The sequence below is a fragment of the Streptomyces sp. NRRL S-455 genome (assembly GCF_000717875.1).
GTDB lineage: Bacteria > Actinomycetota > Actinomycetes > Streptomycetales > Streptomycetaceae > Streptomyces.
On sequence record NZ_JOCT01000017.1, the window covers coordinates 99,998 to 118,392 of the forward strand.

Annotated in this window: 15 protein-coding genes; 8 read left to right on the top strand and 7 right to left on the bottom strand. The window is 71.5% G+C overall.

Translation table 11 applies throughout. The features are described 5' to 3' along the window. Positions 1-33: 33 nt before the first annotated feature. From IE97_RS0122555 to IE97_RS0122565, 3 genes are all read left to right on the top strand, one after another. The gene (locus IE97_RS0122555; protein ID WP_030243529.1) at positions 34-1,989 is read left to right on the top strand and encodes a Xaa-Pro dipeptidyl-peptidase; all 1,956 of its coding nucleotides are present in this window, start codon (positions 34-36) and stop codon (positions 1,987-1,989) included. Beyond that, positions 1,986-3,260 carry a M14 family metallopeptidase gene (locus tag IE97_RS0122560; RefSeq protein ID WP_030243531.1) on the top strand — a complete coding sequence of 425 codons (1,275 nt, stop codon included), beginning with the start codon at positions 1,986-1,988 and terminating at the stop codon, positions 3,258-3,260. The genes IE97_RS0122555 and IE97_RS0122560 overlap by 4 nt, the downstream gene beginning before the upstream one ends. 82 nt (positions 3,261-3,342) lie before the next feature. After that, on the top strand, positions 3,343-5,067 hold the full coding sequence (locus IE97_RS0122565) for a BCCT family transporter (RefSeq protein ID WP_030243534.1): 1,725 nt from the start codon (positions 3,343-3,345) through the stop codon (positions 5,065-5,067). Between the two features lie 273 nt (positions 5,068-5,340). Here IE97_RS0122565 and IE97_RS0122570 read toward each other — a convergent pair whose 3' ends face one another. Next, positions 5,341-6,291, bottom strand: coding sequence for an FAD-dependent oxidoreductase (locus IE97_RS0122570; RefSeq protein WP_030243536.1), 951 nt, complete (start codon positions 6,289-6,291; stop codon positions 5,341-5,343). Between the two features lie 66 nt (positions 6,292-6,357). On the opposite strand from IE97_RS0122570, the gene IE97_RS0122575 reads away from it, so the two are divergent. Further along, entirely contained in the window at positions 6,358-7,380 is a 1,023-nt protein-coding gene (locus tag IE97_RS0122575; RefSeq protein WP_030243539.1) for a hypothetical protein, read from the top strand. 61 nt (positions 7,381-7,441) lie between these two features. After that, positions 7,442-9,082 (top strand): ABC-F family ATP-binding cassette domain-containing protein, encoded by a 1,641-nt coding sequence (locus IE97_RS0122580; protein ID WP_030243542.1) that lies wholly within the window; start codon positions 7,442-7,444, stop codon positions 9,080-9,082. A gap of 121 nt (positions 9,083-9,203) precedes the next feature. On the opposite strand, the gene IE97_RS0122585 is transcribed toward IE97_RS0122580, so the two are convergent. Together IE97_RS0122585 and IE97_RS43490 are read right to left on the bottom strand one after the other, a co-directional pair. Further along, positions 9,204-11,585, bottom strand: a complete 2,382-nt coding sequence (locus IE97_RS0122585; RefSeq protein ID WP_030243545.1) for a Tex family protein — start codon at positions 11,583-11,585, stop codon at positions 9,204-9,206. A gap of 102 nt (positions 11,586-11,687) precedes the next feature. Further along, positions 11,688-11,819: an LPFR motif small protein gene (locus IE97_RS43490; protein WP_267881799.1), complete on the bottom strand. Its 132-nt coding sequence runs from the start codon at positions 11,817-11,819 to the stop codon at positions 11,688-11,690. 190 nt (positions 11,820-12,009) lie between these two features. On the opposite strand from IE97_RS43490, the gene IE97_RS0122595 reads away from it, so the two are divergent. Next, positions 12,010-12,969: a GlxA family transcriptional regulator gene (locus IE97_RS0122595; protein ID WP_030243547.1), complete on the top strand. Its 960-nt coding sequence runs from the start codon at positions 12,010-12,012 to the stop codon at positions 12,967-12,969. Between the two features lie 27 nt (positions 12,970-12,996). Beyond that, the gene (locus IE97_RS0122600; RefSeq protein ID WP_030243550.1) at positions 12,997-13,632 is read left to right on the top strand and encodes a DJ-1/PfpI family protein; all 636 of its coding nucleotides are present in this window, start codon (positions 12,997-12,999) and stop codon (positions 13,630-13,632) included. Here IE97_RS0122600 and IE97_RS0122605 read toward each other — a convergent pair. Beyond that, positions 13,619-14,374, bottom strand: coding sequence for an enoyl-CoA hydratase/isomerase family protein (locus IE97_RS0122605; RefSeq protein ID WP_030243552.1), 756 nt, complete (start codon positions 14,372-14,374; stop codon positions 13,619-13,621). The genes IE97_RS0122600 and IE97_RS0122605 overlap by 14 nt on opposite strands. A 218-nt stretch (positions 14,375-14,592) precedes the next feature. Between IE97_RS0122605 and IE97_RS0122610 the strand changes: the two genes are divergently transcribed. Next, a complete protein-coding gene (locus IE97_RS0122610) occupies positions 14,593-15,099 on the top strand; it encodes an ATP-binding protein (RefSeq protein WP_037834713.1) in 507 nt (168 codons plus the stop codon). A gap of 21 nt (positions 15,100-15,120) precedes the next feature. On the opposite strand, the gene idi is transcribed toward IE97_RS0122610, so the two are convergent. The 3 genes from idi to galE form a co-directional block, all read right to left on the bottom strand. After that, positions 15,121-15,714, bottom strand: a complete 594-nt coding sequence (gene idi, locus IE97_RS0122615; RefSeq protein ID WP_030243557.1) for an isopentenyl-diphosphate Delta-isomerase — start codon at positions 15,712-15,714, stop codon at positions 15,121-15,123. A 290-nt stretch (positions 15,715-16,004) separates the two neighbouring features. After that, entirely contained in the window at positions 16,005-16,943 is a 939-nt protein-coding gene (locus tag IE97_RS0122620; RefSeq protein WP_030243560.1) for a cation diffusion facilitator family transporter, read from the bottom strand. 201 nt (positions 16,944-17,144) lie between these two features. Next, positions 17,145-18,116, bottom strand: coding sequence for a UDP-glucose 4-epimerase GalE (gene galE / locus IE97_RS0122625; protein WP_030243561.1), 972 nt, complete (start codon positions 18,114-18,116; stop codon positions 17,145-17,147). Between the last annotated feature and the right edge of the window lie 279 nt (positions 18,117-18,395).

Sequence of the window (18,395 nt, forward strand, 5' to 3'; positions counted from 1 at the left end):
CAGAACAGGAGTTGACCGATGTAGCGTCCGGCCATGCCGAAACGCACGCGCTTCACGACCTGGAGACCGCTCGCGACGGCGGCCACGGCCGCCCTGTTGGCCACGCTGCTCACCCCGGCCGCGGCACACGCCGCCCCGCGCGGGAGCCAGCCCGTCCACTCCTACGAGAACGCCATCCGCGAGGCCGTCTGGGTGGACACCGGGCTGGACGGCGACCGCGACGGAAAGGCCGACCGGGTCGCCGTCGACATCGTCCGCCCCCGCGAGCCCGCCCGGCAGGGCCGCAAGATTCCCGTCATCATGGACGCCAGCCCGTACTACTCCTGCTGCGGCCGCGGCAACGAGAGCCAGAAGAAGACCTACGACGCGGACGGCGACGTCGTACAGATGCCGCTGTTCTACGACAACTACTTCGTGCCCCGCGGCTACGCCGTCGTCGGCGTCGACCTGGCCGGAACCAACCGCTCGGACGGCTGCGTCGACGTCGGCGGCCGCTCCGACATCCAGTCCGCGAAGGCCGTAGTCGACTGGCTGAACGGCCGCGCCAAGGCCTACACCACCCGCACCGGCACCACTCGCGCCAAGGCCGGCTGGACCAACGGCCGGACCGGCATGATCGGCAAGAGCTGGGACGGCACCATCGCCAACGGCGTCGCGGCGACCGGCGTCAAGGGCCTGAAGACCATCGTCCCGATCAGCGCCATCTCCTCCTGGTACGACTACTACTTCCAGCAGGGCGCCCCACTGTACGACTCCGGCCCCGAGTGGCTGTCCGACTACGTCAACAGCCCCGACGCCCGCGCCAGGTGCGGCGCCGTGCAGCAGAAGCTCGTCGACGGGGCCCCGCGCACCGGTGACTGGACGCCGCTGTGGACCGAACGCGACTACGTCAGGGCCGCGCGCAAGGTCAAGGCCAGCGTCTTCCTGGTCCACGGCATGCAGGACCTCAACGTCCGTATGAAGCACGTCGGCCAGTGGTGGGACGCCCTCGCGAAGAACGGCGTCGAGCGCAAGATCTGGCTCTCCCAGACCGGCCACGTCGACCCCTTCGACTTCCGCCGCGCCGCCTGGGTCGACACCCTGCACCGCTGGTTCGACCACGAACTCATGGGCTACGACAACGGCATCGACCGCGAGCCCATGGCCGACATCGAACGGCACCCCGACCAGTGGACGACCTCGAAGGTCTGGCCGCCGAACGGCACCCGGGCCGCCACCCTGCGCCCCGACCGCGGCAACCTGCCCGGTGTCGGCACCCTCGGCCTGCGCCGCGGCCAGGGCACCGAGACCTTCACCGACCGCCCGGACCTGAGCGAGAGCGACTGGGCCGCACAGATCGACAAGTCGACGCCGGAGAAGGCCGGTTTCGTCACCGGGCCGCTCGGCCGCGACCTGCGCCTGTCCGGCGCCTCCGAGGTCACCGTCACCGCGACGCCCTCCACGCCGACGGCCCACCTCTCCGCCGTCCTCGTGGACGTCGGCCCCGCCACCATCCGCGACTACGCCGACGGCGACGAAGGCATCACGACCCTCACTGACCGCACCTGCTGGGGTGCGAGCACCGCCGGCGACAGCTCCTGCTTCAAGGAGACGAAGGCCAAGACCACCGGCGTCGACTACACGATCGTCAGCCGCGGCTGGGCCGACCTCGGCAACCACGCGTCGGACCTGAAGGGCGCCCCCCTCACCCCGGGCAAGCGGTACACGATCACCCTCGACCTGGCGGCGACCGACCATGTCGTGCCCAAGGGGCACCGCCTGGCACTGATCGTGGCGGGCACCGACAAGGGCCTCATCGACCCTCCCGCGGACAAGCCCCGGCTCAAGCTCGACCTGTCCCGCACCTCGGCGCGTGTGCCGTTCGTCGGCGGGGCCACCGCCTTCGCCCGCGCCACCACGGGTGCCGTGTTCACCACGCCTGACGCCCGCTTCCTGGACGGCGTGCGGGAGCCGCGCACCACTCACCGCGTCCCGGAGGCAAGCCGGTGACCCGCGTCCGCGCCCTCACCTTGACCGCCGCGGCCCTGGCCGCGTCCCTGGTCGCCGTCCCGGCCCGGGCCACCACCGACTCCCCGCCCCGCACCGGTTTCGAGCAGGCCCAGGGCGCGCGCTGGACGACCCAGCCCGAGGAGCAGGACTTCCTCAAGTCCGTCGACCGGTCGAGCAGCCGCGTCTCCATGACCCGCTTCGGTACCACCAAGCAGGGCCGCCCGCTGCAACTCGTCCGGATCGGCACCCGGCCGACACCCAGCAAGGTGCTGCTCGTCTGCAGCCAGCACGGCGACGAACCCTCCGGCCGGGAAGCGTGCCTGACCACGATCCGCGATCTCGCGTACGCCCGCGACAGCCGCACCCGGCGCTTCCTGGACCGCACCACGGTCCTCGTGGTACCCACGGCCAACCCCGACGGCAGGGCCGCCGGCACGCGCGGCAACAGTGACGGCGTCGACATCAACCGCGACCACCTCGCACTGCGCACCGCCGAAGGCCGGGCACTGGCGGCGCTCATCCGCGACCAGCGCCCCGACCTCGTGTACGACCTGCACGAGTACGGCGCCACACCCCCGTACTACGACAAGGACCTCTTCGACCTGTGGCCGCGCAACCTCAACACCCACCAGGCGGTGCATGACGAGGCCAGGACCCTGTCCGAAAAGTACGTCCGCCCCGCCGCGCGGCGGGGCGGACACTCGACCGGCACCTACGGCATCTGGACCGACCCCGTGACGGGCGAGCCGGTCAAGCAGGTCGCCGGAGACGGACAGGAGCGCATTTTGCGCAATATGTCCGGTGTGAAGCATGGGGTCGGACTGCTCATCGAGAGCCGCGTGGACCCGCTCACCGACGCGGAGAAGGAGGACGAGGCGCTGAACAACCGACGTCGGGTGACGTCCCAACTGAACGCGCTCAAGGGCCTGTTCACATACGCGGACCAGCGGCGCGGAGCGGTCGGGGCGGCGACGGGCAGGGCCCGGCTCACGGGCTGGGCCGACACGGGCCCCGTCTACGTCGGCGGCGCCGACAACGACGCGCCCGAACCGGCAGACGTGATCGAGAATCCGCCCTGCGGCTACCGCCTCACACCCGCGCAGTACGACGACGTCGGAGACGAACTCGCGCTGCACGGTGTACGCGTACGCAAGGACGGCGAGGGCGTGCTCGTACCTCTGCGTCAGTCCCTGCGGGCGCTCGTCCCGCTGTTGCTGGACGCGCGGGCCACGTACCACCTGACGGAAGCCGTTCCCGAAACGCAATGTTGAGGGGGGTGAATTTGCGCCACACGTGGTAGGGGCGTTACGGAGGACTTACGTCCCTCCTACGTCCCAATGAAAGGTGCCGCCTGTGACGAACGACCGACCAAGCGATCACAGCCCCCCTGCGGGAGGCACGCTTCCGGGTTCGGAAGCGGGCCTCCCCGGCCAGGAACGGCCCAGAACCGACCGGATAGTCTTCGGGGTCACGGCGGCGCTCACCCTCGCCTTCGTGATCTGGGGTGCCACGGCGACCGACTCGCTCGAGAGCGTCTCCACCAGCATGCTCAGCGGGCTGATGCACAACGGCGGCTGGGCGTTCATGCTCGCCGCCTCCGGATTCGTCGTGTTCGCCCTGTGGCTCGCGGCCAGCCGCTACGGGCGTATCCACCTGGGAGCGGAGGGTGAGGAGCCCGAGTTCCGCACGGTTTCCTGGGTCGCGATGATGTTCAGCGCGGGCATGGGCATCGGGCTGATGTTCTACGGTGTGAGCGAGCCGCTCTCCCACTACTCGACGGCCCCGCCGGGCACGAATCCGGCCGACTCCGGGGACCGCATGGAGACGGCCATGGCCACCACCCTCTTCCACTGGACGCTCCACCCCTGGGCGATCTACGCGGTGGTGGGCCTCGCCATCGCCTACAGCACCTTCCGCAGGCGGCGGCGCCAGACGATCAGTGCCGTCTTCACCCCGCTCATCGGCAAGAAGCACGCGAACGGCGCCGCCGGCCGCGTCATCGACATCCTCGCGATCGTCGCGACCGTCTTCGGTTCCGCCGCCTCACTGGGGCTGGGCGCGCTGCAGATCGGCTCCGGTGTGCAGGAGCTGAACTGGATGGACAAGGTGAGCACCGGGCTGCTCGTCACGATCATCGCGGTGCTGACCCTGGCCTTCGTCGCGTCCGCGGTCTCCGGTGTGGAGAAGGGCATCCAGTGGCTGTCCAACACCAACATGGTGCTGGCGCTGATCCTCGCCCTGTTCGTGTTCGTGGCGGGTCCGACCATCATCGTCCTCGACCTGCTGCCGACCTCCGTCTTCGCCTACCTCGGCGACCTGCCGCAGCTGGCCGGCCGTACGGAGGCCAGCGGCGGGGAGGGAGTCGCGGACTGGCTCGGCAGCTGGACGGTCTTCTACTGGGCCTGGTGGATCTCCTGGACGCCGTTCGTCGGCATGTTCATCGCCCGGATCAGCCGGGGCCGGACCATCCGGCAGTTCATCGGCGGGGTCATCCTCGTGCCCAGCACGGTCAGCCTGATCTGGTTCGCGATCTTCGGCGGCTCGGCGATGAAGATGCAGGAAGACGGACAGCTCGGCAAGGAGGCGACCGCCGAGGGCCAGCTCTTCGACGTGCTCCAGCAGTTCCCCGTCGCGACCGTCACGAGCCTGCTCGTGATGATCCTCGTCGGCATCTTCTTCGTGTCGGGCGCGGACGCGGCGTCGATCGTCATGGGCACCCTGTCGCAGCGGGGCGCGCTCGAACCCGGCCGGTTCGTGGTGGTGTTCTGGGGCGTGGTCACCGGTGCGGTGGCCGCGATCATGCTTCTCGTCGGAAGCGGTCAGGGCGACGCCCTGACCGGCCTGCAGAACCTCACGATTCTCGCGGCGGCCCCGTTCGTCGTCGTCATGACCTTGATGTGCGTCGCTCTCATGCGCGACCTGCGCCGCGATCCGGTCATGGTCCGTGAGCAGATGGGCTCCGAGGCCGTCGAACAGGCCGTCATCGCCGGACATGAGAAGTACGACGGCGACTTCGAGTTCCGCGTCGGCCCGGGCCGTGGCCCGGACGTGGAGGGCGACCCGATCGGCAAGCACTGAGCGGCAACCGGGCGGCCCGGCTCTCCGAGCCGGGCCGCCCGGCCCCGCCGCGTCGGTGCCGGACCCCGGGCACCAGCCTCCCGGCCGCGGCATCAACGCCCGGGCCAACCGGACCCGGCGCCCCGATCCCCTCCGGCCTCCTGGGCCATGGGCCCGGGCTCGTGCGTGGTCAGCCGGAAGCCGGCCCGGGCCGTAGGCCCGGACGCCTCCGGAGCCGCCAGGATTCCGGCCCGGCCGCCCAGCCCACAACCGTGGGGCGGCCGTCCGGACCTCTCAGGCGAGTGCCAGTCCGGCCGCCTCCTCCGCGCACCCCCAGGCCACCGTCACACCCGCGCCGCCATGGCCGTAGTTGTGCACCAGCATGCGCCCGTCCGGCAGTGGCTCGCGGTCCAGGCGCACCGCCGGGCGGGTGGGGCGCAGTCCGACCCGGTGGGCCAGCACACGCGCCCCCGCGATCTCCGGCCGCAGCGCGGCGCAACGGCGTACGATCGCCTCCGCCGTCGCGGGGTCCGGCTCCAGCGACCAGGCGTCCTCCTCCGCCGTACCGCCGAGGACGAGTCCGCCCGGCTGCGGAAACATGTACGCGTGCTCCCCGGCCGCGTCCGAGGAGACCAGCCAGGTGTCGATGCCGGGGTTCTCGACGACGACCAGTTGCCCGCGTACGGGAGTCACGGACTCGTCCGGCACCAGCTCCCTCGCGGCCAGGCCCGTGCAGTTGATCACGACCGGTGCCCCGACCCCCGCGAACGAGGACACCGTACGCTCCTCGACCACGCCACCGGCCGCCACGAACCGCTCCCGCAGCCACGGCAGATGCGCCGGCATGTCGATGAGCGGCAGCCGCGCCCGCACCCCGGTGCCCGGGTACTCCCCGGCCGAGGTGGCGCGCAGCTCCGGCACCCGCCCCGCCAGCCACGCGTCGACCTCGTCGAGACGCGTTTCGCCGAGTACCCCTTCGACCATGCGTACGCCGCTCCGCCCGGACCGCGCCGCCAGCTCCCGGTACACCTCCAGCGACCGCAAGGCCCACGCCCGCGCCGACGCGACCGGCTCGATCCGGTACGGCCACCACAGCGCGCCCGCGACCGCCGAGGTGGTCGCCTCGACGGAATCCCGCGTCCACACCCGCACCCGCCGCCCGCGCTCGGCGAGAACCACCGCGGTCGTCAGCCCCACGACCCCGCCACCGACCACCACGATCTCGTCACCGCGCTCACCCGCCATGCCCGGACCGTAGCGGAATGTGTCATGCCGTGCTCACATCACGCGCGGTGTGGGAATACTCACCGTATGTGTGCCGAGTACGCGACCTTCGGCCTGGCTCCCGCCACGCGGGCCGGCGGCGTCCTCACCGACGGCGGTTTCCAGGTCCACCGGGACTTCGTGGACTTCATCGTCGACGGACGCCCGCTGCTGTTCCAGCTCTCCGACCTCGACGCGGTCTCCCCGCTCGCCTCCGACGTACCACCCGCGATCTTCACCGACCAGGTCCGCAGCCTGCTCCTGGAGAGCCCGGCCCCACTGCCGGGCGGCCGGTACGTCGTCTACGGCTGTCCCGAGTGCGAGGACCTGGCCTGCGGTGCCGTCACCGCGGTCATCCTCCGGGACGGCGAGGACTTCCTCTGGCGCGACTTCGCCTGGCAGACCGGTGAACACGCCGACCTGGACCTCAACGGCTACCACGGCATCGGTCCCTTCCGCTTCCGCGGTGCCGAGTACCGCGCGGCACTGAGCGCCCTGCTCGACGGCTCCGCCCCGGACACCCGGCGCAGAGTCCTGCTGATCGGCGCCCGCGTCGCCGTCCTGGCCAGGCTCGCCGCGGCGTTGCGCGGCATCGGCGTCGGCGCCGACATCGCCCATGACGCCGACGCGGTGCCCGCCGACGAACTGCGCGGCTACGACGCCGTCGCCTTCGGCCCCGGCATCGGCGAGCGGGAACGTGCCGCCGTCCGCCGCGCCTTCGCAAACGCCCGCGTCCCGGTCGCCCACGTCGACGGACTCGCCCCGATCGTCCCCCTCCTCGTCGCCCAGATCGAACAGGCCCTGGACCGCGGCCCGGTCGAGCGGCGCCGTCTCACCGGCCTGACCGCGGACGGCGGGACGGCGGACGTCGACGTCACCTCCGCCTGCCGGGTCACGCTCACCGCGTACCGCCTCGACCGGCTCGCCCGCCCCCACACCCACGAGATCTTCGACGGCGTCCTCGAACCGGGCCGCCACCGCATCGTCCTCGACGCCAGGGCGGTGAAAGGACGGTCGTACCTGGTGGCACGCAGCTCCACGAGCGTGCTGGTGACGGCCGTACGCCGGTGAGAACGGGTACGGAAAGCCGGTACGCGAACCGCTCGCTGCGGCCATTAGGATCAGCGACCTGATGACTGCCACCCTCGTCGCCAAGAACCTCGCCGCCGGCCACGGCGACCGTTCCCTGTTCACCGGCCTCGACCTCGTCGTCGCGCCCGGCGACGTGATCGGTCTGGTCGGAGCCAACGGTGCGGGCAAGTCCACCCTGCTCAGGATGCTCGCCGGACTCACCGCGCCCGAACAGGGAGAGCTGCGCCTGTCCCCGCCGACCGCCACCGTCGGCCACCTGCCGCAGGAGCCGGAGCGCCGGCCCGGCGAGACCGTCCGCGCGTTCCTGGCCCGTCGTACCGGCGTCGCGGAGGCCCAGGGGATGATGGACGAGGCGACCCAGGCGCTGGTCGACCAGGCGCCCGGAGCCGACGACGCCTACGCCACGAGCCTGGAGCGCTGGCTCGGCCTCGGCGGCGCCGACCTCGACGAACGCGCAGAGGAGGTCGCGGACTCCCTCGGCCTCGCGGTCGACCTGGACCAGCCGATGACGTCCCTGTCCGGCGGCCAGGCGGCCAGGGCCGGACTCGCCTCCCTGCTCCTGTCCCGCTACGACGTCTTCCTCCTCGACGAGCCGACCAACGACCTCGACCTGGACGGCCTGGAGCGCCTCGAACGCTTCGTGAGCGGCCTGCGCGCCGGGACCGTGGTCGTCAGCCACGACCGCGAGTTCCTCACCCGCACCGTCACCAAGGTCCTCGAACTCGACCTCGCGCAACGGCAGATCAACCTCTACGGGGGTGGCTACGAGGCGTACCTGGAGGAGCGGGAGGTCGCCCGCCGGCACGCCCGCGACGAGTTCGAGGAGTACGCCGACAAGAAGGCCGCCCTCCAGGACCGGGCCCAGACGCAGCGCGCCTGGATGGACAAGGGCGTGAGGAACGCGCGCCGCAAGGCGGGCAACGACAACGACAAGATCGGCCGCAAGTTCCGCAGCGAGGCCAGCGAGAAACAGGCCGCGAAGGCCCGGCAGACCCAGCGCATGATCGAGCGCCTGGAGGTCGTCGAGGAGCCCCGCAAGGAGTGGGAACTGCGCATGGAGATCGCCTCCGCGCCCCGCTCGGGCGCGGTCGTGGCGACCCTGCGGGACGCCGAGGTGCGCCGCGGTGACTTCGTGCTCGGCCCGGTCTCCCTCCAGATCGATTGGGCGGACCGGGTCGCGGTGACAGGCGCGAACGGCGCCGGAAAGTCCACGCTGCTCGCCGCCCTGCTCGGCCGTGTCCCGCTCCACGCCGGGCACGCCGCTCTCGGCTCGGGCGTCCTGCTCGGCGAAGTCGACCAGGCCCGCAAGCTGTTCTACGGTCAGGAAACGCTGCTCGACGCTTTCCGCGCGGCCGTCCCCGACACCGAACCGGTCGAGATCCGCACCCTGCTGGCCAAGTTCGGCCTCAAGACCGACCACGTCCTGCGCCCCGCGGCCACGCTCTCCCCGGGCGAACGCACCCGAGCCGCCCTGGCGCTCCTCCAGGGCCGGGGCGTCAACCTCCTCGTCCTCGACGAGCCGACCAACCACCTCGACCTGCCCGCCATCGAGCAGCTGGAGTCGGCCCTCGACTCCTACGAAGGCACCCTGCTGCTGGTCACCCACGACCGCCGCATGCTGGACGCCGTACATGTGACCCGCCGCCTGGAGGTGACGGACGGCAAGGTCACCGAGCGCTGACGGGCCGTCAGGCGGGGCCCATGGTGGAAAGGGCGCGAAGCGCCTCTTTCAGGGGCGTGGGGAACTGCGCGACCAGCCACAACGGACCCGCAGCTCCCCACGGCCTTCCCCGGCAACGCCGTCAGCGCTTGCCACCCTTGGGATCCACCAACCCGGCCCGGCGCAGAGCATCGGCCATCGCACTGTTGGCCGGCGGCGGCGCCTGACGCGAACCGCCGCCCTGGCCGCCGCGCCCGCCGCCCTGCCGCTGCTGCGGCGGACGCCCGCCGCGCTGCCGGCGCTCGCCGGAACCGCCGCCCTGTCCCTGCGGGGCCGCCTCGTCGTCCAGTCGCAGTGTCAGCGAGATCCGCTTGCGCGGGATGTCGACATCGAGCACCTTCACCTTGACGATGTCGCCGGGCTTGACCACGTCCCGCGGGTCCTTGACGAAGGTCTTCGACATCGCGGAGACGTGCACCAGGCCGTCCTGGTGGACACCCACGTCGACGAACGCCCCGAAGGCGGCGACGTTCGTCACCACGCCCTCCAGGACCATCCCGGACGACAGGTCGGAGATCTTCTCGACGCCCTCCTTGAAGGCGGCCGTCTTGAACGCCGGGCGCGGGTCGCGTCCGGGCTTCTCCAGCTCCCTGAGGATGTCGGTGACGGTCGGCAGACCGAACGTCTCGTCCACGAAGTCCTGCGGCTTCAGCGAACGCAGCACAGAGGTGTTGCCGATGAGACCGGCCACCTCCTGCCCCGTCGTCTTCACCATGCGCCGGACCACCGGGTACGCCTCCGGGTGCACACTGGACGCGTCCAGCGGGTCGTCACCGCCGCGGATCCGCAGGAAGCCCGCGGACTGCTCGTACGCCTTCGGGCCCAGCCGTGTCACCTTCTTCAGCTCACCCCGGGACGTGAACGGGCCGTTCGCGTCCCGGTGCGCCACGATGTTCTCGGCGAGCCCCGAGGTGATGCCGGAGACGCGGGAGAGCAGCGGGGCCGACGCCGTGTTGACGTCCACGCCCACGCCGTTCACACAGTCCTCCACCACCGCGTCCAGCGAACGCGACAGCTTCACCTCGGACAGGTCGTGCTGGTACTGGCCGACACCGATCGACTTCGGGTCGATCTTCACCAGCTCGGCCAGCGGGTCCTGCAGACGCCGGGCGATCGACACGGCGCCGCGCAGCGAGACGTCCATGTCGGGCAGTTCCTGCGAGGCGAAGGCCGACGCCGAGTACACGGACGCGCCGGCCTCCGACACCATCACCTTCGTGAGCTTCAGCTCCGGGTGCTTGGTGATCAGTTCCCCGGCGAGCTTGTCGGTCTCGCGCGACGCCGTGCCGTTGCCGATCGCGATCAGTTCGACCGCGTGCTCCTTCGCGAGCCGGGCCAGCTTGGCGATCGCCTCGTCCCACCGGTTGGCGGGGACGTGCGGATGGATGACATCCGTGGCGACGACCTTGCCGGTCGCGTCGACCACGGCGACCTTCACACCCGTACGGAAGCCGGGGTCCAGACCGAGCGTGGCGCGCGTGCCCGCGGGAGCCGCGAGCAGCAGGTCGCGCAGGTTCGCCGCGAACACCCGCACCGCTTCGTCCTCGGCGGCCGTGCGCAGCCGCAGCCTCAGATCGATGCCGAGGTGGACGAGGATGCGGGTGCGCCACGCCCAGCGGACCGTGTCCGTCAGCCACTTGTCGGCGGGGCGGCCCCGGTCGGCGATCCCGAACCGGTTGGCCACGATCCCCTCGTACGACGACGGGCCGTCGGTCGGCTCCTCGGGCTCCAGAACGAGGTCGAGGACCTCTTCCTTCTCGCCGCGCAGCATGGCGAGGACGCGGTGCGAGGGCAGCTCGGTGAACGGCTCGGCGAAGTCGAAGTAGTCGGCGAACTTCGCCCCCGCCTCCTCCTTGCCGTCCCGCACCTTGGCGGCCAGCCGCCCACGCACCCACATGCGCTCGCGCAGCTCGCCGATCAGGTCGGCGTCCTCCGAGAACCGCTCGGTGAGGATCGCCCGGGCACCGTCGAGGGCGGCCTGCGGATCGGCCACGCCCTTGTCGGCGTCGACGAACGCGGCGGCCGCGGCGAGGGGATCCACCGACGGATCGCCGAGCAGCCCCTCCGCCAGCGGCTCGAGACCGGCCTCGCGGGCGATCTGCGCCTTGGTGCGCCGCTTGGGCTTGTACGGGAGGTAGATGTCCTCCAGACGCGCCTTGGTCTCGGCGCCCCGGATACGTGCCTCCAGCTCCTCGGTGAGCTTGCCCTGTTCGCGCACCGACTCCAGGATCGCGGTCCGGCGCTCCTCCAGCTCCCGCAGATAGCGCAGCCGCTCCTCGATCGTGCGCAGCTGCGCATCGTCGAGCATCTCGGTCGCTTCCTTGCGGTAGCGGGCGATGAAGGGCACCGTAGAACCGCCGTCGAGCAGTTCCACGGCGGCCCTGACCTGCCGCTCCCGTACGCCGAGTTCCCCGGCGATCCTGCCTTCGATGGACCCTACTTCGAGGGACCCGGGTGTCGTCACGTCCCGTACCGCCTTCTCCACTGAGGTTGCGCGGCAATTGTGGCAGGTGACACCGACACCCGGGGGCCAGGGCGGCACCCGGCACGTCGGAAGTGACCCCGATCAGACCCTGCGGCTGCGGGTGGTGGACGAAGCCCCGCCGAAGAGCCGGGCCAGGGCCCGGAAAGGCAGTGTCACGACGGTGGCGATGGCGCCGCCGATCTGACGCAGCACATCTGCGATAGCACGGAACACGTAACTCCCCTTTCTCCTCCCCGACCGCACCGGCCGGGAGAGACCGGGTACCTCACCAACGCCTCACCATGCGTCACGGCCGGACACGACTCCCCGGCCCCGGATGCTCCCCCACCCGCACATCCCATGGCAGGAAAGGTGGGGAAGTCGTCATTGCGGCCACACTCCGCGCCCGCGAAGAATCGACGGCATGGCCCAGCGCACCGTACTCGCCGTCCTCTTCGACGGCGTGCAGAGTCTCGACGTCACCGGACCCGTGGAGGTCTTCGCCGGCGCGGAGCTGCTCTCCCCGGGGGCGTACCGGATCCGCACGGCCTCCCTCGACGGTGCTCCGGTGCGGACGACCAGCGGCCTGACCCTGGTCCCCGACACGTCCCTGGCCACCGCGCCCGCCCCGGACGTCCTTCTCGTGCCCGGCGGCACCGGCTCCCTGGCGCCCGACCCGCGCCTGGTCGACTGGGTGCGCGAGCACGGGCCGGGGGCCGGCCGGCTGGTCTCCGTGTGCACCGGGGCGGCCGTGCTCGCCGAGGCCGGCCTGCTGGACGGCCGTCGGGCCACGACCCACTGGGCGTACTGCGACCAGCTCGCCCGTGACCACCCGGCCGCCGAGATCGACCCCGACCCCGTGTACGTACGCGACGGCCCCATCGCCACCTCGGCCGGTGTCACCGCCGGCATCGACCTCGCCCTCGCTCTCGTCGAGGAGGACCTGGGCCGGGAGGCCGCCCTCACCATCGCCCGCCACCTGGTGGTGTTCCTGCGCCGGCCCGGGAACCAGGCGCAGTTCAGCGTCCAGCTCGCCGCCCAGACCGCACACCGTGAACCCCTGAGGGAGATCCAGCGGTTCATCACCGACCGCCCCGACGCCGACCTCTCCGTCGAGTCGCTGGCCGCCCGCGCCCGCCTGTCGCCCCGCCACTTCACCCGCGCCTTCCGGTCCGAGACCGGCATGACGCCCGGCCGGTACGTGGACCGGGTGCGCCTCGAACACGCCCGCCGCCTCCTGGAGGACACCGCCGACGGCATCGAGGAGATCTCCCGCACCAGCGGCTACGGCACCCCCGAAGCCATGCGCCGTGCCTTCGTCAAGGCCCTGGGTACGCCCCCGGCCGAGTACCGCCGCCGCTTCCGCCCGGCGACCACGCCCTGAACCCCGCCGATCAGACGGAAGGACCTCATGCAGATCGCCATCGTCCTCTTCGACCGTTTCACCGCCCTCGACGCCGTGGGACCGTACGAGACCCTCGGCCGTATCCCGGACGCGGAGACCGTCTTCGTCGCCGAGAAGGCCGGACCCGTACGGAACGAGACCGGGAACCTCGCGCTCACCGCCGACCGGACCCTGACCGACGTACCGAACCCCGACATCGTCGTGGTCCCCGGCGGCCCCGGCCAGGAGTCGCTGATGGAACACGCACCCCTGCTGGACTGGCTGCGCACCGCCGACGCCGCCAGCACCTGGACGACGTCCGTGTGCACCGGATCCCTGCTGCTCGCCGCCGCCGGACTGCTCCGGGGCCGCCGCGCCACCTCGCACTGGCTGACACTGGAGCAATTGAGGCGCTTCGGCGCCGAGCCCACGGGGGAGCGGGTCGTCACCGACGGCAAGTACGTCACCGCGGCCGGCGTCTCCTCCGGCATCGACATGGGACTGACCCTGCTCGGCCGGATCGCCGGCGACGACCACGCACAGATGGTCCAGTTGGCCACCGAGTACGACCCGCAGCCGCCCTACGACGCCGGATCACCCGAGAAGGCGCCCGCGCACCTCGTCGAACTGCTCCGCTCGCACGCCGACGTCATGCTGACGTAGGCACACTCCAGCCGAACCGCGGCTGCCTGCGCTCCAGGAACGCGGCGACCCCCTCCGCGGTGTCGCCGCTCGCGCGCGCCTGCCCGGCCCAGTGCGCGTCCCGGTCCGTACGCCCGTCCGCGAACTCCTTCGCCGCCGCCTGCGTCAGCTGCGAGCGGGACACCAGGATCCGCGTGAACTCGGTGACGCGCTTTCCGAGTTCGCCCCGGGGCAGCACCTCGTCGGCCAGGCCGCTGCGCAGCGCCCGCCCCGCGTCGATCAACTCGCCTGAGAACAGAAGGTACTTGGCGGTGGCCGGTCCCACCAGGGACACCAGCCGCCTGGTCGAGGACGCCGGGTACACGATGCCGAGCTTCGCGGGCGTGACGCCGAACAGCGCCCCCTCCTCGGCGAACCGCAGATCGCAGGCCGCCGCCAGCTGTGCCCCGCCGCCCACACAGTGCCCGCGCACCGCCGCCAGTGTCGGCTTCGGAAACGCGGCGAGCGCTTCCTCGGCCGCCACGGCCAGTCGCTGCGCCTCCTCCGGCGAGCCCCGCAGCGTCGAGATGTCGGCCCCTGCGCAGAACGTCCCGCCCTCCCCGGTGAGCACCAGCGCCCGCACGGCCGGATCGGCCGCCAGGGTCTGAAGCATCGGCGGCAGGGAACGCCACATCGCCGCCGTCATGGCGTTGCGCTTCTCCGGATGGCGTATGACGACGGTCGCGACCGAGTCGGTCACGCGGTACAGCAGTTGCGGCTCCATGCGCCGGATGCTATCCCGCGGTCAAACCCGTACAACCCGAATAGTTCGCCGAGACGGCACAACAGGGGCAGGACCAGTCCCACAACTGACCGTGTCATACGCCAACGGTCAGAAGTGCTCGATAGTTGCTGACTTCTGTTCAGTCCGGGGGTTCGGAGCGCATCGTTACCAACACTCGAGAGGTGGCGACTATCGAGCGCGAGGGTGGCGACCGGACGATGGACGATGAGGGGCGCGGGTCCGGCCCACGCCCAGAGGGCGGCGCGGCGCCCCTCGGCCCCGGGCCCGCGCATCCGCTGCCGTACGAGGGGGTCTGGCGCTTCACCGCTCCGGCGGTCGACGCCTCGGTCCCACAGGCGCGTCACGCCGTACGGGACCTGCTGCTGCGTCAGGGTGTGCCGGTCTCGGACGACCTCGCCCAGGGACTGCTGCTGATCGTCTCTGAGCTGGTGACGAACGCCGTGAAGCACGCGGCCGTGCTGTCGCCGACGATCGCCGTCGAGGTGGCCGTCGGGGCCGAGTGGCTGCGCGTGTCCGTGGAGGACAACCACCCCTACCGGCCCACCGCGCTGGAGACCGACCACGGCCGTACGGGCGGCCGCGGACTGCTGCTGGTGCGCGAGGTCACCCGGGAAGCGGGCGGCATGTGCGAGGTCGAGCACACCGCGAGCGGCGGCAAGGTGATCTGGGCCGCCCTGCCGCTCAAACCCGTGCGCTACCCCTGAGGCGACCCCGTCGAGGCGTCGTCACCAGCCGGCTGACGAACCCGTCAGTTCCCTGATCGCCGGTCGGGCCGCGTCCAGGACGGTCATGAACCAGGACGAGAAGGTCTCCTTGGCGTGCCGCTCCGCCAGCTCGGGCGGGGTCACGAAGGCCGTCGACGCCACCTCCTCCGTATCCGGCCGCAGCACCGCCTGCACCATGCCGACGAAGAGATGGTTGTACTCCTGCTCCACCAGCCCGGACTCCGGGTCCGGGTGGTTGTAGCGGACCGTGCCCGCCTCCGCCAGCAGGGACGGCGACGCGCCGAGCTCCTCGAAGGTCCGCCGCGCCGCGGCCGCGAAGGGCGCCTCGCCCGGGTAGGGGTGGCCGCAGCAGCTGTTCGACCACACACCGGGGGAGTGGTACTTGCCCAGCGCCCGCTGCTGGAGCAGCAGCCGGCCGTACTCGTCGAAGAGGAACACGGAGAACGCGCGGTGCAGCTTTCCGGGCGGCTGGTGGGCGGCGAGCTTCTCCGCGGTGCCGATCGTCACGCCGTCCTCGTCGACCAGTTCCAGCAAAATCGCGTCTGCGGTGCCGTTCGACGGGTTGTGCGTCGCGGTGGCAGGTGTGATCGGCATACCCATCCTTCACATCGGTCTTCGCGCCCCAAGTCTGCCGTACGAATCCGGCACTCCCGGCACTTCGCGGCGCGTCCGCATGTCCCACGCGACGGCGCGGAGGGCGGACGGCGCCGCTCGGACATCGGAAGAGGCACCCAGGAGCTGATCGTGCCCGGCCGGGTGGACAGGAAATCGTCCCTGCCGGTGCGGGGAGGGGCAGGGTGACGGACGTGCGCCGTAGCGCTGCGTCCCCCGGCGCACTCGCATCTCCATGCGCCCCACCAGTCCCGGGCACCTCACAAGTCCCGTCAGTGACAGAGGTGCGCCTCGTGCTCCGCGTGCCCGCTCGGCTCCAGCTGGAAAGTGCAGTGCTCGACGTCGAAGTGGCCGCCGAGGCAGTCCTGGAGCTCGTGGAGCATCTTCTCGTGCCCGATCGCGCTCAGCACGTCCGAGCTGACGACCACGTGCGCCGACAGCACCGGCATGCCGGACGTGATCGTCCACGCGTGCAGGTCATGGACGTCCTCCACCCCGTCGGTCGCCAGGATGTGGGCCCGTACCTCCGCCATGTCGACACCCTTGGGCGCCGCCTCCAACAGCACGTTCAACGTCTCGCGCAGCAGCTTCACGGTGCGCGGCACGATCATCAGCGCGATGACGAGCGAGGCGATGGGGTCGGCGGCCTGCCAGCCGGTGAGCATGATCACACCGGCCGAGACGATCACGGTGACCGAACCCAGGGCGTCCGCCGCGACCTCCAGGAAGGCGCCCCGCACGTTCAGGCTCTCCTTCTGGCCGCGCATCAGCAGCGCCAGCGACACCATGTTCGCGACGAGTCCGATCACACCGAACACGATGGCGAGCCGGCCCTCCGTGTCCGCCGGCGTGATGAAGCGCTGAACCGACTCGTACACGACGTAACCGCCGACCCCGAGCAGCAGCAGGCAGTTGGCCAGGGCGGCGAGGATCTCGGCCCGGGCGTAGCCGAACGTGGCCTGGTCGCTGGGCGGGCGGCCGGCGAAGTGGATCGCGAGCAGCGCCATGCCCAGGCCCAGGGCGTCCGTCGCCATGTGCGCGGAGTCCGCGACGAGGGCGAGCGAGTCGGCGAGGAGGCCACCGACGATCTGGACGACGACGATGCCGAGCGTGATCGCCAGCGCGATCCGCAGCCTGCCCCGGTACGCCGAGGTCGCCGTACCGCCGGCCGCAGCGCCGTGCGCGTGCCCGTGATCGTGCCCAGCCCCCATGGAAACAGCCCTCCTGTGTCCGCCCTGGTCGGTGTCCGGCCCCCAGTGAACTACGGGGAGGGGGTATGTGCAACGCGGCACTGAACACCGTTGTCATGTGCCCTGACCTGGGCAAACGATGCGCAGGTCAGAGTGTCGGGCAGCGGCTGGGGAACTCGGATGGAGCACTCGTCACGCCGCGGGACGGACCGGCGCCACCCGTCAGGAGCCGTGGTGCAGCAGCCAGCCCCGCCAGGCCGACTCAGCCATCTCGCGCACCCCGCGCCGTGCGGTCCAGCCGAGCTCCGCGGCCGCCCGGTCCGCAGCGGCCACCGCTCGCGGCGCGTCCCCGGGGCGGCGCTCCTCGACGAGCGGTGGCCGGCGGTCGCCGGTGACCTCGCCGATGACCGAGATGAGCTCGCGGACCGAGACGCCCTCGCCGCGGCCGATGTTGACCGTCAGATCGCCCGCGGCGTTTCCCGCGGCGAGCCGCCGGGCCGCCGCGAGATGCGCCTCGGCCAGGTCGGCGACGTGAATGTAGTCACGGACGCAGGTGCCGTCCGGGGTCGGGTAGTCGTCGCCGAAGATCCTCGGTGCCTCGTCGCGGGTGAGCCGGTCGAAGACCATCGGGACGATGTTGAAGACGCCCGTGTCGGCCAGCTCCGGCGCCGCGGCGCCCGCCACGTTGAAATAGCGCAGACATACGGTGGAGATCCCGTGTGCCCGGCCCGCCGCCCGCACCAGCCACTCCCCGGCGAGTTTCGTCTCGCCGTACGGGTTCACCGGGGCGCAGGGCGTGTCCTCCGTGATGAGATCCACACCCGGATCCCCGTACACCGCCGCCGACGAGGAGAACACGAAGCGCTCGACGCCCGCCCCGGCGACCGCGTCCAGCAGGGTCGCCAGACCGCCGACGTTCTCCCGGTAGTACCGCGTCGGCTGCGCCACGGACTCCGCGACCTGCTTGCGCGCCGCGAGATGCACCACACCCGTCACGCCGTGCTCGGCGAACACCCGCTTCAGCAGGCCCCCGTCGAGTGACGAGCCCGTCACGAGGGGGACGCCGGACGGCAGCCGCGCGGGCACCCCGGCCGAGAGATCGTCGAGTGCGACGACGCGCTCCCCGGCATCGGTCATGGCCCTGGCCACATGGGCCCCGATGTAGCCGGCCCCGCCGGTGATCAGCCAAGTCATGGTCGCCCACCCTAAGGGGCGCCACGACCAGGCCCGCCGCAATGTCCCCGATGTCCGGTCTGAGGAGCGCGGTTTGTGGGCCCGGCCCCGGATCCACGATGATGATCGCGGCGGCGGCTGGTGCGAACCACGTCGATCGATCTGCCGAACGGGTGGTGAACGCGGCCTTCCCGGCATCCGATAGCCTCTGCCGACAATGCCGCCCGGGAGCCACCGGCGCGACGCCCCCACCACGTGACAGCACCGGCGCGGACGCGTCGGTACCCAGGGAGTGAGTTC

Bases quoted from the DNA above. Each gene is read 5' to 3' on its own strand.
- IE97_RS0122595 (WP_030243547.1), top strand. From the start codon at position 12,010: ATGGCCCAGCGCACCGTACTCGCCGTCCTCTTCGACGGCGTGCAGAGT.
- IE97_RS0122620 (WP_030243560.1), bottom strand. From the start codon at position 16,943: ATGGGGGCTGGGCACGATCACGGGCACGCGCACGGCGCTGCGGCCGGC.
- IE97_RS0122610 (WP_037834713.1), top strand. From the start codon at position 14,593: ATGGACGATGAGGGGCGCGGGTCCGGCCCACGCCCAGAGGGCGGCGCG.
- IE97_RS0122570 (WP_030243536.1), bottom strand. From the start codon at position 6,291: ATGGCGGGTGAGCGCGGTGACGAGATCGTGGTGGTCGGTGGCGGGGTC.
- idi (WP_030243557.1), bottom strand. From the start codon at position 15,714: ATGCCGATCACACCTGCCACCGCGACGCACAACCCGTCGAACGGCACC.
- galE (WP_030243561.1), bottom strand. From the start codon at position 18,116: ATGACTTGGCTGATCACCGGCGGGGCCGGCTACATCGGGGCCCATGTG.
- IE97_RS0122555 (WP_030243529.1), top strand. From the start codon at position 34: ATGCCGAAACGCACGCGCTTCACGACCTGGAGACCGCTCGCGACGGCG.
- IE97_RS0122575 (WP_030243539.1), top strand. From the start codon at position 6,358: ATGTGTGCCGAGTACGCGACCTTCGGCCTGGCTCCCGCCACGCGGGCC.
- IE97_RS0122605 (WP_030243552.1), bottom strand. From the start codon at position 14,374: ATGGAGCCGCAACTGCTGTACCGCGTGACCGACTCGGTCGCGACCGTC.
- IE97_RS0122580 (WP_030243542.1), top strand. From the start codon at position 7,442: ATGACTGCCACCCTCGTCGCCAAGAACCTCGCCGCCGGCCACGGCGAC.
- IE97_RS0122600 (WP_030243550.1), top strand. From the start codon at position 12,997: ATGCAGATCGCCATCGTCCTCTTCGACCGTTTCACCGCCCTCGACGCC.